Annotated in this window: 32 protein-coding genes and 1 tRNA gene; 26 read left to right on the top strand and 7 right to left on the bottom strand. The window is 62.1% G+C overall.

The genetic code is table 11. The annotated features are described in order from the left end of the window. Positions 1–3: 3 nt before the first annotated feature. Positions 4–267 (bottom strand): hypothetical protein, encoded by a 264-nt coding sequence (locus Q0072_RS03465; RefSeq protein ID WP_298325773.1) that lies wholly within the window; start codon positions 265–267, stop codon positions 4–6. 119 nt (positions 268–386) lie between these two features. Here Q0072_RS03465 and Q0072_RS03460 point away from each other — a divergent pair, with 119 nt between their 5' ends. The 8 genes from Q0072_RS03460 (at position 387) to Q0072_RS03425 (ending at position 3688) form a co-directional block, all read left to right on the top strand. Next, positions 387–854, top strand: coding sequence for a hypothetical protein (locus tag Q0072_RS03460; protein WP_298325770.1), 468 nt, complete (start codon positions 387–389; stop codon positions 852–854). A 91-nt stretch (positions 855–945) separates the two neighbouring features. Beyond that, positions 946–1029 (top strand) — tRNA-Leu (locus tag Q0072_RS03455). Positions 1030–1256: 227 nt separating this feature from the next. After that, positions 1257–1475, top strand: coding sequence for a flagellar basal body rod protein (locus Q0072_RS03450; RefSeq protein ID WP_298325767.1), 219 nt, complete (start codon positions 1257–1259; stop codon positions 1473–1475). Between the two features lie 181 nt (positions 1476–1656). Continuing rightward, the gene (locus Q0072_RS03445) at positions 1657–2025 is read left to right on the top strand and encodes an EF-hand domain-containing protein (RefSeq protein WP_298325765.1); all 369 of its coding nucleotides are present in this window, start codon (positions 1657–1659) and stop codon (positions 2023–2025) included. Between the two features lie 5 nt (positions 2026–2030). Next, positions 2031–2351: a hypothetical protein gene (locus Q0072_RS03440; RefSeq protein WP_298325763.1), complete on the top strand. Its 321-nt coding sequence runs from the start codon at positions 2031–2033 to the stop codon at positions 2349–2351. Further along, the gene (locus Q0072_RS03435) at positions 2351–2947 is read left to right on the top strand and encodes a sigma-70 family RNA polymerase sigma factor (RefSeq protein ID WP_298325760.1); all 597 of its coding nucleotides are present in this window, start codon (positions 2351–2353) and stop codon (positions 2945–2947) included. Before Q0072_RS03440 ends, Q0072_RS03435 begins: the two co-directional genes overlap by 1 nt. Positions 2948–3023: 76 nt before the next feature. Further along, a complete protein-coding gene (locus tag Q0072_RS03430) occupies positions 3024–3302 on the top strand; it encodes a hypothetical protein (RefSeq protein WP_298325757.1) in 279 nt (92 codons plus the stop codon). Between the two features lie 62 nt (positions 3303–3364). Beyond that, a complete protein-coding gene (locus tag Q0072_RS03425) occupies positions 3365–3688 on the top strand; it encodes a hypothetical protein (RefSeq protein WP_298325755.1) in 324 nt (107 codons plus the stop codon). Between the two features lie 188 nt (positions 3689–3876). Here the strand turns inward: Q0072_RS03425 and Q0072_RS03420 are convergent, their stop codons facing one another. Beyond that, on the bottom strand, positions 3877–4341 hold the full coding sequence (locus Q0072_RS03420; protein WP_013479302.1) for an Lrp/AsnC family transcriptional regulator: 465 nt from the start codon (positions 4339–4341) through the stop codon (positions 3877–3879). Between the two features lie 175 nt (positions 4342–4516). Between Q0072_RS03420 and ald the strand changes: the two genes are divergently transcribed. After that, the gene (gene ald / locus Q0072_RS03415; RefSeq protein WP_298325749.1) at positions 4517–5614 is read left to right on the top strand and encodes an alanine dehydrogenase; all 1098 of its coding nucleotides are present in this window, start codon (positions 4517–4519) and stop codon (positions 5612–5614) included. Between the two features lie 332 nt (positions 5615–5946). Here the strand turns inward: ald and Q0072_RS03410 are convergent, their stop codons facing one another. Together Q0072_RS03410 and Q0072_RS03405 are read right to left on the bottom strand one after the other, a co-directional pair. Continuing rightward, a complete protein-coding gene (locus Q0072_RS03410; protein WP_298325745.1) occupies positions 5947–6873 on the bottom strand; it encodes an alpha/beta hydrolase in 927 nt (308 codons plus the stop codon). Between the two features lie 3 nt (positions 6874–6876). Beyond that, positions 6877–7719, bottom strand: coding sequence for a hypothetical protein (locus tag Q0072_RS03405; protein ID WP_298325743.1), 843 nt, complete (start codon positions 7717–7719; stop codon positions 6877–6879). A 114-nt stretch (positions 7720–7833) separates the two neighbouring features. Between Q0072_RS03405 and Q0072_RS03400 the strand changes: the two genes are divergently transcribed. Together Q0072_RS03400 and Q0072_RS03395 are read left to right on the top strand one after the other, a co-directional pair. Next, positions 7834–8316 (top strand): GNAT family N-acetyltransferase, encoded by a 483-nt coding sequence (locus Q0072_RS03400; protein WP_298325740.1) that lies wholly within the window; start codon positions 7834–7836, stop codon positions 8314–8316. Between the two features lie 265 nt (positions 8317–8581). Further along, the gene (locus Q0072_RS03395) at positions 8582–9091 is read left to right on the top strand and encodes a GNAT family N-acetyltransferase (protein WP_298325737.1); all 510 of its coding nucleotides are present in this window, start codon (positions 8582–8584) and stop codon (positions 9089–9091) included. A gap of 183 nt (positions 9092–9274) precedes the next feature. Here the strand turns inward: Q0072_RS03395 and Q0072_RS03390 are convergent, their stop codons facing one another. Both Q0072_RS03390 and Q0072_RS03385 read right to left on the bottom strand, forming a co-directional pair. Next, positions 9275–9811 carry a CPBP family glutamic-type intramembrane protease gene (locus Q0072_RS03390; protein ID WP_298325734.1) on the bottom strand — a complete coding sequence of 179 codons (537 nt, stop codon included), beginning with the start codon at positions 9809–9811 and terminating at the stop codon, positions 9275–9277. Continuing rightward, positions 9808–11061, bottom strand: coding sequence for a tetratricopeptide repeat protein (locus Q0072_RS03385; protein ID WP_298325731.1), 1254 nt, complete (start codon positions 11059–11061; stop codon positions 9808–9810). Before Q0072_RS03385 ends, Q0072_RS03390 begins: the two co-directional genes overlap by 4 nt. A gap of 279 nt (positions 11062–11340) precedes the next feature. Here Q0072_RS03385 and Q0072_RS03380 point away from each other — a divergent pair, with 279 nt between their 5' ends. The 5 genes from Q0072_RS03380 to Q0072_RS03360 all read left to right on the top strand — a co-directional run bounded on the left by Q0072_RS03380 (position 11341) and on the right by Q0072_RS03360 (position 15700). Beyond that, positions 11341–11967, top strand: a complete 627-nt coding sequence (locus Q0072_RS03380) for a LemA family protein (protein ID WP_298325728.1) — start codon at positions 11341–11343, stop codon at positions 11965–11967. Between the two features lie 124 nt (positions 11968–12091). Continuing rightward, positions 12092–12670, top strand: coding sequence for a YgcG family protein (locus Q0072_RS03375; protein WP_298325725.1), 579 nt, complete (start codon positions 12092–12094; stop codon positions 12668–12670). A 92-nt stretch (positions 12671–12762) separates the two neighbouring features. Continuing rightward, positions 12763–13500, top strand: a complete 738-nt coding sequence (locus tag Q0072_RS03370) for a TPM domain-containing protein (protein WP_298325775.1) — start codon at positions 12763–12765, stop codon at positions 13498–13500. A gap of 14 nt (positions 13501–13514) precedes the next feature. After that, positions 13515–14207 carry a hypothetical protein gene (locus Q0072_RS03365; RefSeq protein ID WP_298325722.1) on the top strand — a complete coding sequence of 231 codons (693 nt, stop codon included), beginning with the start codon at positions 13515–13517 and terminating at the stop codon, positions 14205–14207. Positions 14208–14458: 251 nt separating this feature from the next. Next, positions 14459–15700 (top strand): Hsp70 family protein, encoded by a 1242-nt coding sequence (locus tag Q0072_RS03360; RefSeq protein ID WP_298325720.1) that lies wholly within the window; start codon positions 14459–14461, stop codon positions 15698–15700. Here the strand turns inward: Q0072_RS03360 and Q0072_RS03355 are convergent. Next, positions 15687–17159 carry a S41 family peptidase gene (locus tag Q0072_RS03355; RefSeq protein WP_298325717.1) on the bottom strand — a complete coding sequence of 491 codons (1473 nt, stop codon included), beginning with the start codon at positions 17157–17159 and terminating at the stop codon, positions 15687–15689. The two genes, Q0072_RS03360 and Q0072_RS03355, sit on opposite strands and share 14 nt — an antisense overlap. 161 nt (positions 17160–17320) lie before the next feature. On the opposite strand from Q0072_RS03355, the gene Q0072_RS03350 reads away from it, so the two are divergent. The 10 genes from Q0072_RS03350 to Q0072_RS03305 all read left to right on the top strand — a co-directional run bounded on the left by Q0072_RS03350 (position 17321) and on the right by Q0072_RS03305 (position 25731). Next, positions 17321–17641, top strand: coding sequence for a YerC/YecD family TrpR-related protein (locus tag Q0072_RS03350; RefSeq protein ID WP_013478337.1), 321 nt, complete (start codon positions 17321–17323; stop codon positions 17639–17641). A 6-nt stretch (positions 17642–17647) separates the two neighbouring features. After that, complete coding sequence (hisG, locus tag Q0072_RS03345) at positions 17648–18535, top strand: ATP phosphoribosyltransferase (protein WP_298325712.1); 888 nt, start codon at positions 17648–17650, stop codon at positions 18533–18535. Between the two features lie 146 nt (positions 18536–18681). Next, positions 18682–19980: a histidinol dehydrogenase gene (hisD, locus tag Q0072_RS03340; protein WP_298325709.1), complete on the top strand. Its 1299-nt coding sequence runs from the start codon at positions 18682–18684 to the stop codon at positions 19978–19980. Positions 19981–19983: 3 nt separating this feature from the next. Beyond that, the gene (hisB, locus tag Q0072_RS03335; RefSeq protein ID WP_298325706.1) at positions 19984–21486 is read left to right on the top strand and encodes an imidazoleglycerol-phosphate dehydratase HisB; all 1503 of its coding nucleotides are present in this window, start codon (positions 19984–19986) and stop codon (positions 21484–21486) included. Beyond that, entirely contained in the window at positions 21483–22076 is a 594-nt protein-coding gene (gene hisH / locus Q0072_RS03330; RefSeq protein WP_298325703.1) for an imidazole glycerol phosphate synthase subunit HisH, read from the top strand. The genes hisB and hisH overlap by 4 nt, the downstream gene beginning before the upstream one ends. Before the next feature lie 157 nt (positions 22077–22233). Beyond that, positions 22234–22965, top strand: a complete 732-nt coding sequence (gene hisA / locus Q0072_RS03325) for a 1-(5-phosphoribosyl)-5-[(5-phosphoribosylamino)methylideneamino]imidazole-4-carboxamide isomerase (protein WP_298325700.1) — start codon at positions 22234–22236, stop codon at positions 22963–22965. Positions 22966–23163: 198 nt separating this feature from the next. Next, positions 23164–23931, top strand: coding sequence for an imidazole glycerol phosphate synthase subunit HisF (hisF, locus tag Q0072_RS03320; protein ID WP_298325697.1), 768 nt, complete (start codon positions 23164–23166; stop codon positions 23929–23931). A gap of 307 nt (positions 23932–24238) precedes the next feature. Continuing rightward, positions 24239–24469: a hypothetical protein gene (locus Q0072_RS03315; RefSeq protein ID WP_298325695.1), complete on the top strand. Its 231-nt coding sequence runs from the start codon at positions 24239–24241 to the stop codon at positions 24467–24469. Between the two features lies 1 nt (position 24470). Further along, positions 24471–25118 (top strand): bifunctional phosphoribosyl-AMP cyclohydrolase/phosphoribosyl-ATP diphosphatase HisIE, encoded by a 648-nt coding sequence (gene hisIE / locus Q0072_RS03310; protein ID WP_298325692.1) that lies wholly within the window; start codon positions 24471–24473, stop codon positions 25116–25118. A 79-nt stretch (positions 25119–25197) separates the two neighbouring features. Beyond that, the gene (locus tag Q0072_RS03305) at positions 25198–25731 is read left to right on the top strand and encodes a hypothetical protein (RefSeq protein WP_298325690.1); all 534 of its coding nucleotides are present in this window, start codon (positions 25198–25200) and stop codon (positions 25729–25731) included. The last annotated feature ends 146 nt before the right edge of the window (positions 25732–25877 follow it).

Genomic DNA, 25877 nt, shown 5'->3' with positions numbered 1-25877 from the left:
GGCCTAAACCACCGACACGACCAGCGCGAACAGGCCAAAGATCGCGCAGCCCAGCACATTGATCCACCGCCCGCCCAGCTTACGCACCGGGGGGGCAAAGCGCGCGACTAGCAGGATCAGCACCAGCCAGATGGCCCACATCCCCTCCGGCTTACCCTCGCCATTGAGGATCATCCCGCCCCACAGAAACAGGACCGACAGCAACCAGTAGAGCGGTGCACAGAGGACACCCGTCATGTGCCACAGGGCAGCGATCAGCGTTTTCATCAATGAGCCTCGGCTTTTACGGAATTCTTACGGAATCGCGCGGATATCCTTGCCCTAAAGCCTGCCAAACGGCCATAGTGTGCCGCACAATCGGTCTGTTCATTTTCAAGGGGCGCGTCATGTTTAATCTGTCGGAACAGCTGTCTGAGCTGCGGACCACCCTGATCGTCGTCGTCCTGATGGTCGCCGCGGCCATTATCGGTCTGGCCTGGGCCAGTATCGGCCTGTTCAACGCCCTGCAAATCTGGTTGGGGCCGATCTGGGGGCCGGTGGCGCTGGGCGGGGCGATGATCCTGCCGCTGATCCTCTATGTGCTGGTCAAGCAAGCCGGCAAACGCCGCCGCGAGGAACAGCAGGCCCTGCTGAAGGCCCAGACTCAGGCCGCTCACGCCCAATCGGCCATCGTGCATATTCAGCGCATCCTCGATGCCCTCAAAGGCCGCTCGCCCGTGCTGGCCAGCGCCGCCGCCGTCGTCGCCGGGCTTCTGGCCTCGCGCTTCCCGTCGCTGCTGGCCATTGTCTCTGAGCTGATCTCGGCCTGGGGCGAGGACATGCGCCGCCGCGACGCCGAACGCGACAACGACTGATCGGTGGAAACGCAGGCCTGAGGGGCTTGCCAGTCCTGTCAAAAGCCGATAACAACGCGTCCCTCACCCGCCGCGATCCGTCGCAAAGCGTGCCCCTGTGGTGAAATGGTAGACGCGCCGGATTCAAAATCCGGTACCGAGAGGTGTGTCAGTTCGAGTCTGACCAGGGGCACCATTATCTCATTAAATAATTCCATTATTTAATGAGATAATGGTTTTTAAGTTTGCGCTCAGGCGCAAAGCGCACGTTATTGAAGACGGGCTTTGTCCTTTGGGCAGAGACTATGATCCCTACGGCGACAGCCCCTCCCCCATTAACCCCGTTTCTAAGTCCCTTCTTAAGCGATCAGGCACATTATCCACAGGTCGGGTGCCGAACGCGCCGGTGACAGGTGGCGTAAGATGATCGCTTTTCATACCGCAGCGGCGGGGGCTCTGAATGCGACGCGGATGTTTGACCGCGCCGCGACGAAGGTGGCTCAGTCCGCCGGGAGCGATACGACCGCCCTGTTAGGGGCCGTCGTGGATCAGTCTGAGGCGCGCACCGCCTTTGCCGCCAATCTGGCCGTGATGAAGACCGCCGAACAGATGACCGGTCGTTTGCTGGATATGAAAATATAAAGCCTCATGCCGAAAAGTGGACGCCACTTTTCGGATCCACATGAGGCGTTAGAAGAACTTAGAGTCAGTCGGCGGCTCAACTGAGCCGACGAATGACTCTAAGAGCCTAAATCCTCTGCGCAGGGGATTGGCGCGGGGCTCCGTATAAGGGATATCTTTCCTCAAACGGACGGTGACCCCAATGAAAAAGACCCCGCTTCTGATCGCTTCCGCTCTGTTCCTGCTGCCGGCCGCCGCTATGGCGCAGGTCGAGACCCAATCCCCGCCGCCGGGCGGCTGGGGCAATGGCGGCCCCGGCCCGCGCATGACCCCCGATGAGCGTTTTGCGAAGATGGACACCAATAAGGACGGCTTTATCACCCGCGATGAATTCAAGGGCCGCCGCCCCGAAGCCTTCGACATGATGGACGCCAACAAGGACGGCAAGCTGACCAAGGACGAAATGATCGCCTTCATGAAAGAGCGCATGGGGCCGGGCGGTCCGCGTGCGGGTGGTCCGCGTGACGGCGGCGCATCGTCGTCTTCATCGTCATCGAGCGGAGGGAACTAAGGCCCATGCGTCCCGTCGTCTTCACCCTGATGGCCGCCGGCCTGATGATGGCCGCCTCCCCCGTATGTGCGCAGGCCACCCTGTGGCAGGAGCGGATGCAGGAACAGCGCAAACGTGCCGACGAAATGCGTGAGAAGTTCGAGGAGCGCCTGTTCAAACGCACCGATGCCAATCAGGACAACTTCATCTCACGCGAGGAATTTCTGAAACAGGCCAATGAGCGTTTCGACCGCCTCGACGTCAATAAGGACGGCAAGCTGTCGCGCGAAGAGGTGCGGGCCGAACTGAAAGGCCCCAAGCGCCCGCCGGAGCCCAAGGACAGGTGATGCGCGATACGGTAGGTGATGCGCAGCTTATGCGGCTGACGGCGGAGGGCGATGCGGCCGCCTTCCGTCAGCTCGTGGCGCGTCACCTGCCGCGCGCGCACGCCGTGGCTTACCGCGTCCTGCTCAATCGGGAGGACGCCGAAGACGCCGTACAGGCGGCCTTCACCAAGGTGTGGGCCAATGCCGGGCGTTATGAGCCGGAGCGCTCGGCCTTTTCGACCTGGCTATATACCATCGTCACGCGCGCCTGCCTCGATCGGGCGCGGCGTTTCAAGCCAAAAACCCAATCGATCGACGACTGGGCCGAGGCGCTGAGCGACGGCGACCCGGATGCCGAAACGCAACTGTCGCAACGGCAGGCCGCCGGGGCCGTGCGCGCCGCCGTGGCGCAACTGCCGCTCAATCAGCGCATGGCCGTGGCGCTGTGCTATTTCGAAGGCTTCAGCAATGCCGAGGCCGCCCAAAGCCTCAATATGAGCGTAAAAGCGCTGGAATCGCTGCTCGTGCGGGCAAGACGGCAGTTGAAGACTGTATTATACCAAGAGTCATTGAAAATGACCCTTGGTATGCCTTTCGAGAATGTCTCATGTCGCTGACACAAATGAGACATTCTCGAGTTTTCAACGGCCGGATGCGGTCAGCATCTTCGGCCGTTGGTATGAGGATTACAAGATGACTGAGTTCGAGCGCACATTGCAGCAGTGGAAGACCCCGCAACCGGCGACGGGATTGTCTGACCGCATCGCGCGTGAGGCCATGCGCCGTCCGCAGGGCCTTGCCTGGCGCGAAATGGCGCAACGCAGCCTGACCGAATGGCGCTACGGTCTGGTCTATAAGGCCGCCGCTCTGGCCGCCTGTGTCGTCATTGGCGTCGGCGTGTCGGTCAGCCTGAACCCGCCCGCCGCGCAGGAGGCTGATCTCGACGAACTGGCCTTTATCGTGGGAATCTGAGGCGTCGCTATAATTCTGCCGCTTACAGCCGTTAGGATGTCGCCTTGAACCGGAGGTGACCCATGCACAAGACCCTGATCTGGCTGATCCCCGCCCTGAGCCTGTCGGCCCTGCCCGCTGTGGCCGAAACCGTCGCGCCGCCCAAAACCGCTGCCGAAAAACAGGCCCTGCGCAGCCGCCTCGACGCCGAAGTCGATAAGCAGTTCCGCAAGACCGACAGCAATAAGGACGGCAAGATTTCGCGCGCTGAGCTGACCAAGGTCAGCCCCAAAAACGCCGCCTATTTCGATCTGGTCGATATGAACCGCGACGGGACGCTGAGCCGCGCCGAGCTGAGCGCCGTGGCCAGCCTGATGTTTGAAAACTGGGTGGCAAAGAACGGGTAACCGGTTAGGGTATTAAGATCTGGCCACGAAAAACACGAAAAGACACGAAAAATCTGACTTCCGAAGGACCGACAGGTCCTTCATATCCACCTCAGCCAAGGGCGCTGCGCGCCGTTACGTGGCTATGATGTTCGTGTCTTTTCGTGTTTTTCGTGGCCAAAATTATGTGGCCAAAGTCTGCCGAAAACTCAGACCGCCTTCACGGTGCGGATCGAAAACTGCGACACCAGCTTGGACACGCCCGGCATGGTCGAAAGCACGTCGCGGTGTACGTCCTCATAGGACAGGCTTTCGCGCAGCACGATTTTCAGCAGATAGTCCGCCTCACCCGACATCAGGTGGCATTCTTCGACGGCGGCGATCTGCACCACCGCTTTTTCGAACTTTTCGAAGGTTTCGCGGCGCTGATCCTGAAGCGTGACGTGCACGAAGACCATGCCCTGCTTGCCATGCACGCTTTCAGCAATCACAGCGCGATAGCCGGTTATGATGCCGCGCTGTTCCAGCAGCTTGACGCGGCGGTGCGCCGCCGAGGGGCTGAGGCCCACCTTTTCCCCCAGCTCCGCCGCCGTGGCCCGCGCGTCATTGCGCAAAACCTTGATCAGTTCGCGGTCGAAAGAATCGAGATCGGAAAATTTATCAGCGTTCGCCATGGAATTGAGAATATATCCCGCAAATCGGCAGCACAAGCCACATAATTGCAAGAAAATCCACCGAAATTCGTATCATTATCTACAATACGAGCGCACGCCGAAAAGTGGATACCGGTTTTCGGGGTTTCGTGCGCGCCCAGCCAAAACGTGATCACAAAAGTGACGGAGGAACCCCATGAAAATCAGCGTGCCGAAGGAAATCAAGAACCACGAATACCGCGTCGGGCTGACGCCGGGCAGCGTGGCCGAACTCACCCACCACGGTCATCAGGTGTTTGTCGAAACGCAGGCCGGGGCCGGCATCGGCTTCAGCGACACCGACTATCAGGCCGCCGGGGCCACAATCGTCGCTACCGCCGAAGCCACCTTCGCGGCGGGCGACCTGATCGTCAAGGTCAAGGAACCGCAACTGCACGAATGCGCCTGGCTGAAGCCGCATCAGACCCTGTTCACCTATCTGCACCTCGCCGCCGACAAGCCGCAGGCCGAAGCACTGATGGCGTCAGGCGCCACCTGCATCGCCTATGAGACCGTGACCGAGCCACAGGGCGGCCTGCCGCTGCTGCGCCCCATGTCGGAAGTCGCCGGGCGCATTTCGGTGCATGTCGGGGCCAGCTATCTGCATAAGGCCTATGGCGGGCGCGGCGTGCTCATGGGCGGTGTGCCGGGCGTCGAACCGGCGAAGGTCGTCATCATCGGCGCGGGCGTTGCGGGTATCAACGCGGCGCAGATGGCCGCCGGGCTTCAGGCCGATGTCACTGTGTTCGACGTGTCGGCGCACAAACTGATCGAGATCGACCGCCTGTTCCACGGCCGCGTCAAGACCGCCTATTCAGCGCGCGCCGCTCTGGCCGCTGCGGTGGCCGAGGCCGATCTGGTCATCGGGGCGGTGCTGATCCCCGGCGCGGCGGCCCCGAAGCTGGTCACGCGCGACATGCTGAAGACCATGAAGCCCGGTGCGGTGATGGTCGATATCGCCATTGATCAGGGCGGCTGTTTTGAAACCTCGCACCCGACCACGCATCAGGACCCGATCTTCCTTGTGGACGGCATTGTGCACTATTGCGTCGCCAACATGCCAGGCGCGGTGGCGCGCACCTCGACTCTGGCGCTCAATAACGCCACCCTGCCCTTCGTGGTGAAGATGGCGAAGCTGGGCGTCGCCGAAGCGCTGAGTGCCGATGCGCACCTGAAGGCCGGGCTGAATGTGGCGGGCGGGCATATCCGCCATGTCGCCGTGGCCGAGGCGCTCAGCCTGCCGTTTGTGGGCTAGATCATTATGATTTCTGGTAGAAACATAATGATCTAGATTTTGTTTAGCCCCTCGCCGGGCGGTGGCTGCGCCACCTTGGCCGCCGCCTCAATGGCGGCTTGAGCGGAATGATTCCAGTAGACATCATTCCGCTAAAAGGGTGCGGCGTCCTGCCGCACCTTCAGGCGCATTTTTTCGAGCTGGAGGTCTGGAAATCCGTCTGGATGACCCTATCTACAGCTTACCAGCCGGTCAGACGTCCCCCCCCCCCTGAACTGTCCGGCTGAAGATGGCGCTTGAGACTTCCCCCCTGGTCTCAAGCGCCTTTATTTTTTTGTGCCCCTACTTCGGCCCTAAGTCGGCCAAGTCGGCAGGGCGTGGGTCATCAGTGGCCACAGGTTGTTGCGCGCGGCCTGCGCCGGACGCGCATTGTTGCGGTCGGTCGGCGCGGGCAGGGTCACGGCGGGTGAAGTCCGCATCGTCTGCCCCGGATAGTAGTCCATATGGTCGAAATTGCGGTTCACCGCCGGATCGAGCCACAGGAAGGTCGAGGGGATCTGATAGTTTGAGACATTGGCCGGGCGCGGTTTGGCCCCCGTCCGCCCCAGAGCGGCGGTCAGAGGCGCGTCGATTTCCCCGGTAAAGGTCGCGGCAAAATTGCCCGGCGGATAGGCCAGCATCAAAATCTTGTCGGCCTTTGACGCCAGTATGGAAATGCGATCAGCCTTCGACTCCACGCCCTTATAGCGCTTGGCGAAGGCGTCGGCATTGACCGCCGGGGCCGTCAGGCACACCTCACGAAAGCGGCGTTTAACCGTCCTCAGGCACTCCAGACCGACCCGCCCACCCAGACTGTGCGAGATAAAATTCACCTCCGCCGCCGCGCCGCAATAGGTATCGACCAACTCCGCCAGCCGTTTACCGGCGGCGATCGCGTCGTGGTGCTCGGTGATATAGTTGAGCGGCGTCCCCCCCTCGCCCGGCCACAGCACGCCGATGACCAGATAGCTCTCATCGAGGCTGAGGAACTGCCGCACACCGGACAGGGCGTTCAAACCATCGCGCATCGTCACATTATAGCCGTGCGTCACAAAGACCAGCCGGCGGTTGGCCACATATTGGGCCAGCAGCGACACGTCGGCATAGGTCTGCACGCCGCTGGCATAGGGTTTGATCACCTCGCCATCGCGTTTGGTGACGTAATGCAGCCGCGCCTGGTTGAGGTCAGCGACCGTCGTGGTCCCCGGATTGGGGCCGCCGCGCACATCGAAAAACCACACGGCCTACCCCTTGCTTGTCACGGTTTTCAGAGCATCGCTGGCCGCACGCAGGGTCGAGGTCAGGTCCTTGGCGATCGGGGCCAGAGGCACGGCCAGCAGGCCGAGAATGGCCGCGCCCGCGAACACCACCCCCTCGGGCACCGTGTCATCGGCATAGGCAAAGGCCGCCCCGCAAGCCAGCGCCAGCCCCAGCGACACTGCCGCCGCCGACAAACGCGCCTTGGCCCGATAGTCGTGCGCTGCCAGCTCAAACGCCGCCTCCAGCCGCGCTCGCACCAGCGCGTCAAACCGCCCCAGCGCATCAAAGGCCTGCTGCGTGCGCAGGGCCTCGGCGCGCGTCACCTCCGGCTCCACGGCCTCCAGCGTCATGGCCACGTCCGGCTCCACAGACGGCGGCGCGGGCGGGTTTTTGATCAGGCGCACCGCGTCTTTCAGGCTGGCCACCTCCACCGGTGTCCCCCCCGTTTCCGACGCCGCCGCCAGCCTGACGCCCGGTGCGCTGGTGTTGAGCAGGCGGTCGAGAAGCGCCTGCGGGTTGTCGTCGTTAAGCCCCAGCCGCACCATGGCGATGACCGTATTGATCTGCTGCTCATGCGGCGTGCCGTTGAGCCAGTAGCCGCGCAGCACCGGCTCCCATGACTGCCCCAGCGCCACGCTGAGCGCCGGTTCCAGAGCGTCATACACGTCGCGGATATGCCTGTAGCCACAGGCCGATACCCCGCCATTGGGCAACAGCCCCCGCGACGCATCGACCAGCGCCGACGCCGCCGTGCCGACCGCGCCGGTGGCCAGTATCACCGCCCCGGCATGTTCAATAAGTTGTGTCGCCACCGTTGCATCGGTCATGACATCCCCCTCCGGATAAATACAACTTCTGGATGATAACCACGTTACGAATTATCTGTAAAGCTTGCTTTGAGGCGCCATAATCGTCACAGGCTCAGACAGGGAGGACAGATAATGACCGCTATTTTTGAAGCCACGCTCGACGACCTGCCGCGCGTACAGGCGCTGGCGCGCGACATCTGGCCGGAATGTTTTGCGGGCATCCTGCCGCCGGAGCGCATCGGCCCGATGGTCGAAGCCATCTACGCGCTGGACACCCTGCGCGACGACGTACAGGTGCGCGGCCATCGCTACTGGCTGGCGCAGGTCGATGGGCACGACGCCGGCTACGTCTCCGCCTATCAGGAAGGCGCGCGCCTATGGCTGAAGAAGCTCTATCTGCACCGCACCTGTCGTGGCAAGGGCACCGGCAAGGCGCTGATCGACACCATCCTGAAGGCCTTTCCCGACGCCCGCGAACTGGCCCTCTATGTCAATGACGGCAACGCCCCGGCCATCGCCTTTTACCACGCGCAGGGCTTTGAGATCGAGGCCACCGTCCCCGTGCGCATGGGCCCGTTTGCGTTTACTGACCACATAATGCGCAAGGCGCTCTGATCCGAACCGCACACGACTTGAAATAATATTTCACAGGACGTGAATTTCATGGCACCTTGTCCACAGGCGTAACTGCCATTCGGAGGAATTGACACAGGGAAGACCTAAAGGCGCCCTGATGTCTTGCTAGAGCATTCGTCGGCTCAGTTGAGCCGCCGCACGGCTCTAATTTTTGGAACGCCTCATGTTTTTCCGAAAAGTGGTGCCCACTTTTCGGCATGAGGCTTTATAGGCACCCCCGCTGCCAGGAACACGGAGGTCACACATGGCGAACCCGCCCAAAATCCGCCGCATCCGCACGGACGAACTGTTTATAGTGCGCGATCTGGCCATGCTGATCTGGCCGCGCCTTTACCGCAACGTCGTCTCCCCCGTGCAGATGGACGCCATCATCAGCGCCCTGTTCGATCTCGACACCCTCGAAGCCGATATGGACGAACGCGGCCACGTCTACTGGGTCGCCGAAATCAACAGCCTCCCGGTGGGCTTCCTCTCTGCCGCCGCCGAAAACGGCCACGTCAGCGTGCACAAGATCTACGTCCTCGAAGATCATCGCGGCACCGGCGTCGGTAAGGCCCTGATGCAGGCCGCCCTCGGCCACTTCCCCGACACCCGCACCCTGTCGCTGATCGTGCCCAAGGACCACGACCACGGCATCGGCTTCTCGCTGAAATCCGGCTTCACCTTCGACCACGAAGAACCCACCCGCGTCGGCGGCTATGACCTCACCAACTACGTCATGCGCAAAAGCCTCGATACCGCCGGGGTGTCGTAGGGTTGGGAGTCTGGATTTAGGATTTAGGATTTAGGATTCTGGGGCCAACTGGCCCCAGACCCCGTTAAGAGCGCTTTACCTTATACCTCCCCAGCTTGCTGGGGAGGGGAACCGCACGAGCCTGATGAGCCTAGCGAAATCAGGTGAGATGCGGTGGTGGGGGCTATTCGCAACCGCCTCGCCTCACCCCGCCCGCATCAGCCCCTCAAGCGATGGCCCGCCCAGCCACGCCTTCCACACGAACACCAGCGTCCCATGCAGTAGCACCGCCGGCCATAACGACCCCGTCCGCCAGCGCATCAGCGCGCACCCCAGCCCGATCAGCCCGGCATTGAGCAGAAAGGCCGGATGCAGAAACAGGGTCGCGCCCGGCAACAGCACCAACGCCTCAAACACATGCCACAGCACGAAGATCAGCGTCCCCACCCCGATCCACAGAACGGGCCGCGTGGTTTCGGCCTTCGCCGGAATCATCAGCCCGCGAAAAACGATTTCCTCGCTAAACGCCGGGACCAGCATCACGCTCAGCCACACCCCCAGCAAACCCGGCGACGGCGGCGCGACGTGCAAGATACCGCTGCCAAAGCCAATCACCGCCACCGCCAGCGTCACCGCCGCTGACACCCCCGCACACCACGCCCAACCCTTCAGCGACGGCCAGACGATCAGGCTGCGCCCCGCGCCCGTTACCCGCTCGCGGATCAGGCGCCACAGGGTCATTTTTTCGCCTCGGCCTCCAGCGCCGCCTTGCGCTCGGCCAGCAGCGTCTTGCCCTTGCCCTTGTCGGCCCCGCTCATCTGCCCTTCCAGCGCCTTGAGCTTCTCTTTCGCCTCGTCATTCTTTTTCTCAGCTGACAGGCTGTACCACGCGAAAGCGCTGCCGCGATCCTGCGCCATGCCCATGGCGTTTTCCGCCATGATCCCCAGTTGCAGCATGGCCGATCCATGCCCCTTCAACGCCGCCTTTTCAAACCAGCTTTTGGCGTCCGAATAGGAGGTCTTTACCGATAATCCTTTGAGGAACATGTAGCCGACATAGTACTGCGCATTGGCATCGTCCTGATCCGCCGCCTTGCGGAACCACTTATAGGCCTGATCGTTGTCGGCTTCGAGGAACTCGCCCGCAAAGTACATGTAACCAAGGCTGTATTGCGCCTCGGCATTGTCCTGCATGGCCGACAGGCCGAACCATTTGAAGGCCTCGGCGAGGTCCGGTTCGACATCCTTGCCATAATAATAGACATCACCCAGTTCGTACTGCGCGTTGTCATCGCCCAGTTTCGCCGCCTTGATCAGCCATTCCCGGCTTTTGGCGGCGTCCTTACTCAGGCCACCGCGTCCCTCATCGCAAAAGACAAAGACCTTATAGGCCGCGCCGGACTGATCCTTGGCGGCCGCCTGCTGATACCATTTCAGCGCCTCGGCATCGCTCTTGTCGCGGCCTTCGCCAAATTCGTACATGATCCCCAGATCGTACATGGCGTCCGCGTCGCCCTTGTCCGCCGCCGCGCGATAATGGTCATAGGCCACAGCAAAGTCGACCTTTTCGCCATACAGGCCCAGCACCGCAATACTGCCCAGTTGCGCATGCGCCCCGGCATGACCCTGCGCGGCGGCCTTTTTGTACCATTCGACGGCCTTGGCATTGTCTTCGGCGACGCCATAGCCGCCATCGTAATAATAGGCCGTGCGGAACTGCGCTTCGGCCAGCCCGGCCTCGGCGGCCTTTTGCGCCCATGTGAAGGCCTCGGTCCAGTTGCGCTCCACGCCCTTCCCCGTGAAATAGAGCAGGCCCAGCGCGTGCATGGCCGCCGGGTCGCCCTTGTCGGCGGCGGCCTTCACGGCCTCAAACGACTTATCGGAAAAGGCGGTCGGCGCGGGCTTGTCAAAGGCCTGAGCGGCCAGCGCCGCATCGCTCATGAGCAGGCCACCCGCGATCAGCAGCGCGGAACAAAAGGTTTTCAGAGACATAGGAGGCTCCCCCCGGAACGATAATACCGCTCCCTTGTGCCAAACCTGCGCCGAAAAATCCACTGCAAAGCGAGCTGACCCTTAGAGCATTCGTCGGCTCAGTTTAGCCGACGAATGCTCTAAGTTTTCACTTGGTCGCGCAATTTTTCCGCAAAGTGGTGTCCACTTTGTCGGATTGCGCTCTAGCTTAACAAAAGGTAACCTTGTCCCCCTTTTGCAAGCGCCCGATTTCGCCTATGTGTAGAGACTACACACAGGCTTTTTAAGGGAGCTACCCTCGTGATCAAGCTGAAGCGTATTCTGGGTCTGTTTGCCGTCGCGGCCGCCGCCGTGAGTCTGACGGCCTGCGACGTCAACCGCATCCCGACTCAGGAAGAAAACGCCAAGCGCGCCTTCTCTGACGTGCAGGACGCCTATCAGCGCCGCAACGATCTGGTGCCGAATCTGGTCGCCACGGTGCAGGGCGCAGCCATCGCCGAACGCGGCACCCTGACCGAAGTGGTCGAAGCGCGCGCCAAGGCCACCAGCGTTACGGTCGATGCCTCGACCATCACCGACCCGGCCAAGTTCCAGCAGTTCCAGCAGGCGCAGGACGGCATGTCCTCGGCGCTGGGCCGCCTGATGGTCGTGGTCGAACGCTATCCGGACCTCAAGAGCCAGCAGAACTTCACCACCCTGATGTCGCAGCTTGAGGGCGCGGAAAACCGCATCTCCATCGCGCGCCGCGACTTCAATGCCGCCGCTCAGACCTACAACACCACCCTGCGTTCCTTCCCGCAGAACATTCTGGCCGGGACCATTCATTCGGGTTCCAAGCCGATGGAATATTTCAAGGCCGCGCCGGGCGCCGACAAGGCCCCAAGCGTGGACTTTTCGGGCCTGAACAACGCCGAAGCCTCGAAATAATCCCCTGGAGCATTCGTCGGCTAAGTTGAGCCGCCGAATGGCTCTAATTATTTCTAACGCCTCATGTTTTTCCGAAAAGTGGTGTCCACTTTTCGGCATGAGGCTCTAAACGGAAGGCCGTCGCATGTCTCTCCCCGCCTCCGCCCTGCGGATCAGGACCGCATGGACGGCCTTTCTCCTTCTTTGTCTGACACTGTGGGCTTGCAGCGCCAGAACACAGCCCGTTTTTCCGGAACTTACGGGTCATGTGGTCGATGAGGCGAACATACTCTCCCCGGAAGTCGAACTCGAACTGAGCCGGCAATCCATTGCTCTTGAGAAACTGACAAGCGATCAGTTCGTAGTCGTGACTGTTAACGGTCTTGAAGGCATGACGATCAAAGAATTTGGTCAGTCTCTTGGAAACCATTGGAGGGTCGGACAATCCGGACGCGTTCTGGACTCTTATGGTCACCGGCATAAAGATAATGGCGTCCTGCTTATCCTAGCCCCAAATCAACAACAGGCGCGTATAGAGGTCGGCTACGGTCTCGTATCTGTGCTAAGTGATGAAAAAGCAGCCGAAATCATGTCTTCGGTAATGGTCCCGCTGTTTGCAGAGGGCAAATATGAGAGGGGCGTCGTGTCTGGCAGTGACGCGATAATCAATGTACTGCGAGACAATCACTCGGCTGCCTCGGATCATCGGGAGACCAATCTGTGAGCCGGATACGCACGACTTGCCGTCAACCGGCGCCAACCACAATATTGACGGTGCTGATAGCCGTATTGACGCTGTGGGCTGCTGCTGCCCTGATGTCTGCGGCCTTCGCGGCACCCGACTTCCCTAAACTTACCGGGCGCGTCGTCGATCAGGCCGAGCTTCTGACGCCCGAAGTCGAAGCGGACCTGACCGCCAAGCTGGCGGGCCTCGAAAACGCCACTACGGATCAGGTCGTCGTCGTCACGGTCAACAGTCTTCAGGGCTATGACATCGCCGACTATGGTTATCAGCTGGGCCGCACCTGGGGCATCGGTCAGAAGGAGGCGAAAGCCACCACGGGCGTCGAGTCCGAAGCGGGCGGTCAGTTCAAAAACAACGGCGTCTTGCTGATCGTTGCGCCCAATGAGCGCAAGGTGCGTATCGAGGTCGGCTATGGCCTCGAACCGGTCATTACCGACGCCTATTCGTCCGTGATCATCCAGAACGCCATCCTGCCGGCCTTCCGCGACGGCGATTATCAGACCGGCATCGTCAAGGGCACGGATGAGATCATCGCGCAGTTGTCGGCCGATCGCGGCACGGCCATCGAAAAGGCGCGTCAGGTCGCCCAGCAGCCGGTGCACAAGGCCGAGCGTTTCCCCGTGTGGATCATTGTCGTTGTGGTGCTATTCCTGATCATCTTCGGACGCGGCTGGCTGCCCTTCTTTATTCTGGAGGCCCTGCTGCGCGGCGGCGGGGGTGGTGGTGGCTGGAGCGGCGGCGGCGGTGGCGGTGGTTTCAGTGGCGGCGGCGGCAGCTTCGGCGGCGGCGGTTCGTCGGGTAGCTGGTAGAGGGAAAGACGGACATGCCTTTGAACATCGACCACGCCCGCATCAATGCCGCCATCGCCCGTGCCGAAACGCAGACGGCGGGTGAAATCACCTGCGTTATCAAGAAAACGGCGCTCGACTATCCGGAAACGCCGCTGATGTGGGCCGCGGCTTCGGCCTTTATCTTGCCACTGATCTTTTTGGGTCTGGGCGTGTGGCCGCACGACTGGCTGGGGCCGGTCCTAAGCGCCCTTGCCGGGTGGAATGCCCCCAACGTCACAGGCGAATTGCTGGCCGCCGAAGCCATCATCTTTTACGCCCTGACGCAGCTTATTCTATTTGCCGCCGTCTATCTGCTGGTCAGCGTGCCGAAGGTCACCCTGTGGCTGACGCCGCGCTTCATCACGCGCCGCCGCGCGCACAAAAAGGCGCTGGAACAGTTTCTGGCGCGCGGCCTGCACCTGACCGAGGCGCGCACCGGCGTGATGATCTTCTGCGCACTTGAGGAACGCTTTGTCGATGTGATCGCGGATGAGGGTATCTACTCGCGCGTGGACAAAAAAGAATGGAACGCCACGGTCGCCGCTCTGGTCAGCCATATCAAAAAAGGCGACCTGACCACGGGGTTTGAAGCCGCCGTCGAACGCTGCGGCACGGTGCTGAGCACACACTTCCCGCCGGGGGCGGTGAATGCCAATGAATCCCCCGACGTGCTGATCGAGATTTAAAGTCTCTCCTCCCTGTTGCGAAGCAATGGGGAGGTGGCAGCCCGCAGGGCTGACGGAGGGGGACGGCACCATATGCAACCAAAAGCTCAGTCGCTGATCGTTCGAGTCATCCCCCTCCGTCAACTCACTTCGTTCGTTGCCACATCCCCATGCCTTTGGCATAGGGAGGGGGGAAGAAGCGATTATGCGACTGGCCTTCCCCTCTGATCCCGTGTACACACCGCCGCCCTTTTGTGTGTGTGGAACCTCCCATGTCCTTGCGTCCCTATTGCGGTATAGACTTCGGCACCTCCAATTCGGCGGTCAGCGTCGGGCGCGGCGATCAGGTGCAACTGGTGCCCGTCGAAGGCGATGCCGTCACCCTGCCCTCGGCCATTTTCTTCAATACCGAGGAAGACCACCTCAGCTTCGGTCGTAAGGCCATTGCTGAATATCTCGACGGCTATGAGGGCCGCCTGATGCGCGCCCTGAAATCGGTGCTGGGTAGCCATCTGATCGGTGAAACCACGCAGGTCGGCACGAAGCGCAAAAACTTCCGTGAGATCATTGGTCTGTACATCGCCCACGTCAAAGCCGCCGCCGAACGCCACGCCGGAGAGCGCATCGAAGACGTGGTGCTGGGCCGTCCCGTGCACTTTGTCGATGACGACGCCGAAGCCGATCAGCGCGCCGAAAACGAACTGCGCGGTATTGCCGAGGCGCAGGGCTTCAAGACCATTCGTTTTGAGTACGAACCGCTGGCCGCCGCGCGCGATTACGCCAGCCGCCTCAGCGAACACGAAACCGTGCTGGTGGTCGATATCGGCGGCGGTACGTCGGACTTTTCGGTGCTCAGCCTGTCACCAGACCATTCCGACATTCTGGCCAATACCGGTGTGCATATCGGCGGCACCGACTTCGACCGCCTGCTCAGCATGGATACGGCCATGGTCGATATGGGCTGGAAGTCCAGGCTGAAAAGCGGGCTCGACATGCCGGGCCTGACCTATCATCAGCTATCGACCTGGCACCTGATCAACTTCCTTTATACGCAAAAGGTCATGCACAGCGTGCGTGAACTGCACCATCTGGCCGAACGCCGCGACCTGACGCAGCGCCTGATCAGGGTGCTGGAAGACCGCATGGGCCACGCCATCGCCAGCCGCATCGAAGCGGCCAAGATCGCTTTGTCCGCTGATGCGGTCACGCACATCGACTATGCCGATATCGAAGCCGGCTGGGTGTCGGACGTGACGCGCGAGACGCTGATCACGGCGACGGCGCGCGAAGTGGCCAGGGTGGTGGCCACCGCCGGGTTGTGTGTGGAAAAGGCAGGCCTTAAGCCTGACGACATCCATACCCTGTTCATGACCGGCGGTTCGACCGCCATGCCGGGCTTTGAAGCCGCCATGCAGGCCGCCTTCCCCGCCGCCAAAATCAACTATGGCGACCGCTTCTCGTCGGTGGCGTCGGGTCTGGGTATCGCCGCACGGGCAGAGTTTACAACCCTTTGATCCATGTGAGCAGGGCCGCGTCGTCGCTCATATCCCCTTCGAATACATGCGTCGGACGTTGCGGCTCATTATTGCCGCGCGGGCGTCCGCGATAGACCTTCATAGGCACGCCGATGCCCGCCATCCCGCTGGGCAAGGTCTGGTTGCGGACTTCCATATAGAGGGTGTCGGCTGAGGTTTCACGCCCGACCTGCACCGCGCCCAGCGCCTTCCACAGATCCACCGCATCGAGGCAGGCCGACCCGCAAGAGGTATCCGTCAGGACAAAGACACGACCTTTGAAAAGGGGCGCTTGCGGTCCGGCAGGTCCTTGCGACGCGTCGCCCTCATTCGCATCATGCCAGTAGGCTTCACCCTTATCGCGCGCCGCCTTCATCCCGGCCAGTGCGCGCTCGCCCCACTGAATGGCCTCAACGCTGCCGCTGTTGGCCTTCTGATCGGCTACGAAGGCGGCAATGGTGGCTATATTGGCTTCGGATGGCCGCCAATCGACGGCGTCCGCGCCTCTGGCTTCATGGGCAGCCATCCACTCGCCGCCCCAGATTTGACGCGCAATCTCATAGCCCCATTGCGATGAGCCGCCGCCGTTGCCGCGCAGGTCCAGCACAACGCGACCGACCCGGTTTAACCGCGCCGGTTCGGCCTTGAGCGCGGCGATCAGGGTGGTCAGTTCACGATAATCGTCGCTTTGTGTATTGCCATTAAAACCGGGCGTGGACAGCCACAACGTCCCCTCGTTTTCACGCAAACCGAAACGATAGTCACGTGCCGGGCGCGTCAACTTAAGATATTTGCCAAGGTCTTCGTTACTGATCTGCGTCCACGTCAACCGATAGGTTTTCGGGCCCGCTTTGGTGGCAAAGCGGCAGGCTTTCAGCGGGCTGAGATAAGGGTTGTCGGTATTGACGAACAGAAGGTCGCCATAGGTGACGCGCTGCGATTCGAGGAACCAGCGCCCGCGGAACGCGCCGACGCGCTGTTCGGCCAGCAGGCCCGCCTTAGTACCGTCGCACGAAATCAGCTTCGCCCCCACAGGCGGCGTGTCCGTCCGACCCTCTTGGCGCGCCGCCACGACTTGATCTGCACCGGTCCATACGGTCAGAAATCCCGGCCAGGTACTGTTGAGCTTGGCCCCATCGCCGATGCCATAAAGCTGCACATGGCCGTCATCGAACGCCGCCTGATAGGCTCGCAGGGCCCACCACCAGCCGCCAGGCGTATGCACCGTCTTCGCCCGTTCCAGCGCCTGTTTCAGCCCGGCCTCGGCACGCGGGCGAAAGGCAAGGTTGAGCGGATCGACCGGCCCCGGATGGCTGTCCATAATGGCGGCGTGAAAGGCCGTTACATCGGCCTCCAGCCGCGCCTTCCAGTCCACAGGCTGTGTAGGCGGTGTGTCCTGCGCCTGCGCTGTGCAGGCGGTCCCGGCGATAAATCCTGCCAGCAAAAGAATCCGGTGCATTCGATCCCCCGTTCGGATATGAACACCGCAGCTTATCCCGTTCCGGTTGATTGCCAAGAGGCAAGACACCGCCTTACCAAAACATAATGCGACAAAATCGCAGGGACCGGCTTGCCATCGCCCCTCGGCCCCTGTATTAACGCGCTAACACAGTAACACACATGACTGACAAGCCAGCCAAGACCCCGCAATCCTTCGCCGCAGACGAAGCCGAACTGGTCCGCGCCCTTCTGACGCTGAAAACAGCCGAAGAGGTGCGCGCCTTTCTCGACGACCTGTGTACGCCGTCGGAGATCCGGGCCTTTGCCGAACGCTTCAAGGTCGCGCGTCTGCTGGACGAAAACGCCCTCTCCTACCGGGACATCTCGGAACGGACGGGGGCATCGACCACCACCGTCACCCGTGTGGCGCGCTTCCTGCGCGACATGCCGCATAAGGGCTACCGGCTGGTGATCGACCGATTGAAACAAGAAAGTCACTAAAGTCCTATGCCTTCCGAAACCCTCAGACTGCGTATCGCCGTTCAGAAATCCGGCCGTCTGGCCGATCGTTCGCTGGAGCTGATCTCCGGCGCGGGTCTGCGCGTCATGAAGGGCGCCAATGAGCTGCTCTATCGCATCGAGAACCAGCCCATCGACCTGCTGCGTGTGCGCGACGACGACATCCCGACCTTTGTCGCCGATGGCGTGGCGGAACTCGGTATCGTCGGCTACAACGTGCTGGCTGAGCACTTTCCGGAAGATGACCTCGAAGACCGCATCGTCATGCGTCTTGGCTTCGGCAAGTGCACGCTGAAGATCGCCGTGCCGGACAGCGTCACCTATGAGGGCCCCCAAAGCCTGGAAGGCAAGCGCATCGCCACCTCATACCCCAATATTCTGGGCAAATGGCTGAAAGACCGGGGCGTCAGCGCGACCATCGTCGAAATGCGCGGCGCGGTCGAAGTGGCCCCGCGCATGAAGATCGCCCACGCCATCTGCGATCTCGTTTCCACCGGCGCGACGCTGGAGGCCAATGGCATGAAGGCCGTCGATCTGGTGCTGGCCTCCGAGGCCGTGCTGATCAAGGCCCCGCACGCGCCGCCCGCCGATCTGGCGCACGTCTATGACATGTTACTGCGCCGTTTCGATGGCGTCACGGCATCGAACGGAGCCAAATATGTGATGCTCAACGCGCCGCGTGAGCATCTGAACGAGATTATCGAGCTGATCCCCGGTGCCGACGCCCCGACCATCATGCCGCTGGCCGGACGCGAAGACACGGTGGCCGTCCACGCCGTGTGTCAGGAAAACGTCTTCTGGGACACACTCGACAAGCTCAAGGCGGCGGGCGCTTCGGCGATCCTCGTCCTGCCGATCGAAAAGATGATGAAGTAAGTCAAGTTACCCCTCCCCCATCTGCGCTTCGCTTGATGGTCCCCCTCCCCACCTTCGGTAGGGAGGAGAAACGACCGCCCTCCTCCCTACGCAGTGGGGAGGTGGCGCGCAGCGCCGGAGGGGTATCTTTCCAACCGAGTGGCCCGATGAAGACCTTTATCTGGAAAGACCTCAGCGCGGCGGAACGCAAATCCGCCCTCTCTCGCCCGGAAAACCGGCGCGACGCCCGCGTGCTCGAAACGGTGAAGACCATTTTCGACGACGTCGAGGCGCGCGGCTTTGCCGCCGTCACGGATTGGGCGACGCGGCTGGACGGGCACGCCCCGGTGCGGGTCGAACTGACGCGCGGTCTGGTCGATGAGGCGCGCGCCAACCTGAGCGCCGACGACCTCGAAGCCATGGAACTGGCGGTCGAACACGTGCGCGCCTTTCACGCCGCTGAGCTGCCGTCTGCCGGGCCGGTCATCGCGCCGTCGGAGGGTTTGTCGCTTCAGCGCGTCTATCGTCCCATCTCGACCGCCGGGCTTTACGTGCCGGGCGGCACAGCGCCGCTGTTTTCGACCCTGATCATGACCGCTGTGCCCGCGCTGGTCGCCGGTGTGCCAAATCGTGTTTGCGTCACGCCACCGGCCAGGGACGGCTCGCTACACCCCATGATGATCGCTGCCGGGGCCGCCGCCGGTCTTGAGGCCGTGTGGCGCGTCGGCGGGGCGCACGCCATCGCCGCCATGGCGCTGGGCGCGCTGCCAGACGTCCCGGCCGCTGACAAGTTGTTCGGGCCGGGCAACAAGTACGTCGCCGAAGCCAAACGTTACGCCACCGAGCGCATCTCCGGCATCGCCATTGACATGCCCGCCGGACCGTCGGAGCTGATGGTCATTGCCGACGCCTCGGCCAATGCGAAGCTGATCGCCGCCGACCTGTTGTCGCAGGCCGAACACGACGCCGACGCGCAGGTGGTGCTGGTGACGCTGGACGCTGATCTGATCGCCGCCGTCGCCTCTGAGCTTGAGGCGCAACTGGCGACCCTGCCTCGCGCCGTCATTGCCCGCGCCTCGCTGGAGCAGGCGCGCCTGTTCGTGGTCGATAGCCTTGAAGCCGCCGCCGAGGTCGCTAACCTCTACGGCCCTGAACACCTTGCGCTTCAGGTCGCCGATCTCGACGCCCTGATCCCGCAACTGACCGCCGCCGGCACCGTGTTCGCAGGCACCTATGCCGCCGAAACCTTCGGCGACTATGCGGCGGGCCCCAGCCACGTCCTGCCGACCGATGGCGCGGCGCGGGCCTGGGACGGCATCACCATCCGCTCCTTCCTGACCAGCTTTGTGGTGCAGCGCGCCACGAAACAGGGCGCAGCGACCATTGCGCCGGCTGCCGCGCGTCTGGCGCGTCTGGAAGGTCTCGAAGCCCATGCGCTGGCGGCCGATTTCCGGCTGGAGGTTTAACCCATGTTTGCGTCTCCCTTCACCGCCCTCAATGCGCAGGGCTCCAGCCTCGAAGCCTCGCCGCCCTCGCTGGAGCCGCTGCGTGAGCGCATGGCCGAGCTTTATGGCGTCGAACCCTATCAGCTGATGGTCACGCGCGGTGCCTCACACGCCACCGAAATCCTGATGCGCCGCCTCAAGGTCAATGGCTATGAGGCCGTCTTCACTGAGCCCTGCTATTCGGAGCGACAATACCACCTGCAAAGTCTGGCTGACGCCTATGGCCTGACGCTGAAACAGGCGACCAAGCCGCTGATGACGCTCAAAGGCGCCGGGATGTACGTCATCGACAACCCCGCCATGCCGGACGGCAAGGCCTGGGACCTGATCGCGGCGCGCACCTTGGCCGTTGAAATCTTCCCGGCCCTGCTGGTGATCGACGAGAGCTATTTCGACGTCTGCGACGCCCAGAGCCTGATCGAACTAACGAAATCCGAATCGAACGTGGTGGTGCTCAAAAGCCTGTCCTTCCTGTATGGGCTGTCGGGCGCACGGGTCGGCGCGCTGATCTCGTCGCCCAAGACGCTGAACGGCCTGACGCGCTTCTGTGAGCCGGTGCCGCTGCCCACGCCGTCGATCCGCGCCGCCGAGGCTGCTCTGGCCCCGTCACGCGCCTTAAGCGTTCAGGCGCGCATCGAGCTGATCCGTGGCGAACAGGCGCGCCTGCGTGAGGCGCTGGAACAGGCGTCTGCCGTGGTGCAGTTTCACGTCAATGACGGTCCCTTTGTGTTTATCAAACCGAAGGACCTGATCCGCAGCCAGACCCAGCTCAAGAAGTTCGGCATTACGGCCAAGAACGCCTATGAGGGCCTGATCATGGCGCTGGGCGACAAGGCGCACAATGACCGCATTCTGGCGGCGCTCGGTGTCAACATCGAAGCCGGACGTCCGGCGCGGCGCGGTGAGGTGCTGCGCGACACTAAGGAAACGAAGATTTCGGCCATTGTCGATCTCGATACGCCCAAGCCGGTGAATATCCACACCGGCATCGGCTTCTTCGATCACATGCTGGATCAGGTGGCGACGCACGGCGGTTTCTCGCTGCAACTGTCGTGTCAGGGCGATCTGGAAATCGACGGCCACCACACCATCGAAGACTGTATGCTGGCCTTTGGGCAGGCTTTGAAACAGGCGCTGGGCGACCGCGTCGGCATGGCGCGCTTCGGCTTTGTCCTGCCGATGGATGAAACCGAAGCGAAGGTGTCGATCGACATTTCCGGCCGCGCTTTCTGCGTGTTCAAAGGCGACTTCGACGCCAGCCACATCGGCGACTATCCGACCGAAATGACCGGCCACGCCTTCCGTTCGCTGTCCGAAGCGCTTGGGGCCTCGATCCATGTCGAGGTCGAAGGCGAAAACGACCACCACAAGGTCGAAGCCTGCTTCAAGGCGCTGGGGCGTGCCCTGCGCATGGCCACCCGCATCGAAGGCGACGCTTTGCCCTCCACCAAGGGGATGCTCGCATGAGTCAGGTGGTTGTCATCGAACTCGGCTGTGCCAATACCGCCTCGGTGCTGTTCGCGCTGGAGCGTCTGGGCGCTGAGGCCGTGCTGTCGTCGGACGCGTCAGAGATCAGGGCCGCCCCACGCGTGGTGCTGCCCGGCGTCGGCGCGGCAGGCTTTGTGATGAGCCGTATCCATGAACTAGGTCTGTTCGACACGATCCGCGGCCTGACCCAGCCGCTGATGGGCGTCTGTCTGGGGCAGCAACTGCTGTTCGACAGCTCCGAAGAGGGCGATGTCGCCTGTCTGGGGCTTATTCCGGGCCGCGTGACAAAGATGGAAGCGCCCAAGCCGCTGGTGGTCCCGCATATGGGCTGGAACCAGCTACAGGCCGTGCGCGAAGACCCGCTGACGGCGGGTCTGAACGTGGGCGACTATGCCTATTTCGTGCACAGCTTCGTCTGTCCGGTCACCGAACATACACTGGCGCAATCGACCTATGGCGCGCCGTTCGCGGCTATGGTGCGCAAGGGGAATGTCTGGGGCTGTCAGTTCCACCCCGAACGCTCCTCCGCCGCCGGTGCGAAGATACTCGAAAACTTTCTGACACTTTGATACCTGCAACACCCACCCCGCCCCCGCCCCCATTTGCTGCGCAAATGGTCCCCCTCCCCACCCCAGGGTGGGGAGGTACAAAACGCCGCACGAAGGGCATAGCCCTAAGATGCGCAGGTGGGGGCTCTTCCTTTTTACGCTGCGCCGGAGTTACGGCATGATCCTCTACCCTGCTATCGACCTGATCAACGGTGAATGTGTCCGCCTCTCCCAAGGCCGGTTTGATGCCGTCACCAAATACGACTCGGACCCGTTCAAGCGTCTGGCCCTGTTCAATGAAGAGTTTGCGGAATGGGTGCATATTGTCGATCTCGACGGGGCGCGTGCCGGCGCGCCGCAGCAGCACGAACTGATCGGGCGGCTGGCGCAGGCCTCACGCGCCAAAATCCAGACCGGCGGCGGGGTGCGCTCGCGTGCGCATGTGCAGACCCTGCTCGATCAGGGCATCTCTGCTGTCGTGGTCGGGTCTGCCGCAGTGAAGGACCCCAGGGAGGTGCGCGGCTGGCTGCGCGACTTCGGCAAGGAGCGCCTCACGCTGGCTCTGGATGTGCTGCCGACGGAAAATGGCGATTTCGACGCCGCCCTGCACGGCTGGACCGAAGGGTCGGGGATTTCGCTGTGGAAGGTGCTCGACGAATATCCGGTCGGCGTGGCGCAGCGCATCCTCGTCACCGACGTGTCGCGCGACGGCATGCTGATGGGCCCGAACATGGACCTGATGCGCGCCCTGAGGCAAAAACGCCCGGACCTCGACATTCAGGCTTCAGGCGGCGTGCGCTCGGTCGAAGACCTCTATGATCTCAAGGCGCTGGGCGTGCACGGGGCTATTGTGGGTAAGGCCATCTATGAGGGCCTGATTGATTTGAAGGCCGCGCTCAATGTGGGTTAAAACGCAAACCGCCTCCCCTGTAGCGCAGCGTACTGGAGAGCGTACTGGGGAGGTGGCGCGGCGCTCGCGCTGGCGCGAAGTCCGCGACGAAGGGGGCAACGCCTTTCGACCGCTCGCCCCCTTCGTCTCGACGCGCTTCGCTTGCTCGACACCTCCCCCGCTTCGCAGGGGAGGAGGAAAGAACAGAAGGCCATTACCATGTTAGCCAGACGCATCATCCCCTGTCTCGACGTCAAGGACGGCAAGGTCGTCAAGGGCGTGCAGTTTGTTGGCCACGAAGTGCTGGGCGACGCCGTTGATATGGCGCTGCGCTACCGCGACGAAGGCGCCGATGAGTTGGTGCTGTATGACATCACCGCCTCCGCCGAAGGGCGCACGGTGGATTACAACTGGGTGCGCGACATTGCCCGCGCGCTCGACATCCCCTTCTGCGTGGCGGGTGGCATCCGCTCGGCTGAGCAGGCAGTGAAATGCCTCAATTCCGGGGCCGACAAGGTGTCGATCAATTCACCCGCTCTGGAGCGCCCGGACCTGATCAACGAACTGGCCGAAATGGCCGGGTCGCAGTGCGTGGTGGTGGGGGTGGATTCAAGAGAACTCGATAACGACTACTACGTCCATCAGTATTCGGGCGATCCGGACAAGATCCGCGCCGCGGGTCGCCGCACGCTCGACTGGGTGGTCGAGGCGGCGGAACGCGGGGCCGGTGAAATCGTGCTCAACTGCATGAATCAGGACGGCGTGCGCAAGGGGTATGATATTCGGCAGTTGCGTCTGGTGCGCGACCTGATCGACATTCCGCTGGTGGCCTCAGGCGGGGCCGGCGCGCCGGAACACTTTACCGAGGTCTTCGATCAGGCCGACGTGTCGGGCGCTCTGGCGGCCAGCGTCTTCCACAAGAAGATCATCCATATCCCGGACCTCAAACGCGACCTGCAAAAGGCGGGAATCGCGGTTAGGATATAGAGGCCCCCACCACCCCGCCCTTCGGGCGCGGTCCCCCTCCCCAACGAGTTGGGGAGGTATGAAAGGGTAGCTTTTTTTATACCTCCCCAGTTTACTGGGGAGGGGGACCGCACGAGATCGCAAAGCGAGCGAGATGCGGTGGTTGGGGTTTAGAGCGGAATGATTTCAAATGGAATCATTCCGCTCAAGCCGCCATTGAGGCGGCGGCCAAGGTGGCGCAAGCCACCGCCCGGCGAGGGGCGAAACAAAATCTAGATCATTATGTTTCCACCAGAAATCATAATGATCTAGAAAGGAGCCAAAACAGATGTGGAAACAAATAAGAGTTTGGCTGCTCGGCGGGATCGGTAGCCTGCTGTTTCTCGGAGGAAGTTTAGCGCTTTACTTTGTGACCTTAGACAGGTTGGAGGTAGGCGATCCCGAAGGGAATAACCTGACAACCTTCCTGTCTCTTTTCGCTTTTACCGGGCTTGGGGCTTTTATGGCTCGGCCCGCCCTTCTGAAACTCATCGCTTTTATAAAGTCACAGACAAAATAATATGCCCGAAGCCCACACACTGCCCAACCCCCTGACGCTGGCCGATATCGACGCGCTCGATTTCACCAAGGGCGACGGCCTGATCCCCTCCATCGTGCAGGACGCTGATACGCTTCAGGTGCTGATGCTAGGCTATATGGACCGCGCCGCCCTGACAGAGACCCTGACCGATCGTCAGGTGACCTTCTTCTCGCGCTCCAAAAACGGCCGCTGGCGCAAGGGCGAAACGTCAGGCGACTTCCTCAATCTGGTCAGCGTCACGACCGATTGCGACGAAGACGCGCTGCTGGTGCTGGCCCGTCCCGTCGGGCCAACCTGTCACACCAAGACCACCTCGTGCTTCGGGCACGACACCGCACCCGGTATCGGCTTTATGGGCCATCTGGCCGCCGTGGTGAAGGACCGCGCCAAGGCCCCACCGGCCGACAGCTATACCGCCCGCCTGATGCAGAAGGGCGTCGCCAAGATCGCGCAGAAGGTCGGCGAAGAAGGGCTTGAAACCGCTCTGGCCGGGCGCTGCGGCGACCTCGACGAACTGCATAACGAAGCCGCCGACCTGCTCTATCACCTGTCGGTACTGCTGATGGCGCGCGACACGACGCTGGAGGCCGTTCTGGACATCCTGCGCGAACGCCACACAGGGCGATAAGGCTCTTCCGCGTTTTCGGATTCGACAAGCGCTCGGTCAGTGTTAGAACGGGAGGGATAACACCGATCCGAGACTGCCCATGCGTCGCCCTGCCTTTGTCCTGTTTCTGTTTGTCCTTGTCGCGCTGCTCAGCGCGCCGGATATAGCGCGCCGTTTTATGGACATTGACGCCCCGTGGCTGGGCTGGGTTCAGGCCGGGCTGATGGCGGCAGGGGTGATCTTTGCTGCCCGCGCCCGGCTGCGCGATGCCGGTAAGCCCGAAGGCTGGCTGTGGCAGGCCCTGCTGGTCGTCACGCCGGTCTATGCCCTGTTTGCCTCACCGGTCGCGGGGCTTCTGCCCATACCGAGCCAGATCAGTACCCTGGCACTGATCGGGGCCAACGGGCTGGTGTTCGGCGGGCTGATCGCTCTGGCCCTGCTGCCTTCGGCATACGCCGCGACACCGGCACGGCCCCGGCGATCAGACTCCGATGGCGGCTTGGTCCCGACTACGGACACGACCTCCGCGCCGTCTTCTGGCAAGGGCACGCACGATTCGTCCAACGACAGCGGCTATGGCGATTCGTCGAGCAGCAGTGATGGGGGCGGGGACGGCGGCGGCGGCGGCGACTAGATCGGTATGACTTTTAATAGAATCGTCATTCAAGCACCTCCCCTGATTTCAGGGGAGGTGGATTTGACGCCGCTCAGGCGTCAAAGACGGTGGGGTTAAATACCGCTGCTTTAACCCCACCCGGCCCTTCGGGCCACCCTCCCCTG

Origin of the sequence: Asticcacaulis sp. (assembly GCF_027484505.1) — a bacterium.
In the GTDB taxonomy this organism is placed as follows: Bacteria; Pseudomonadota; Alphaproteobacteria; order Caulobacterales; family Caulobacteraceae; genus Asticcacaulis.
This window is presented reverse-complemented; position numbering and strand designations above follow the sequence as displayed.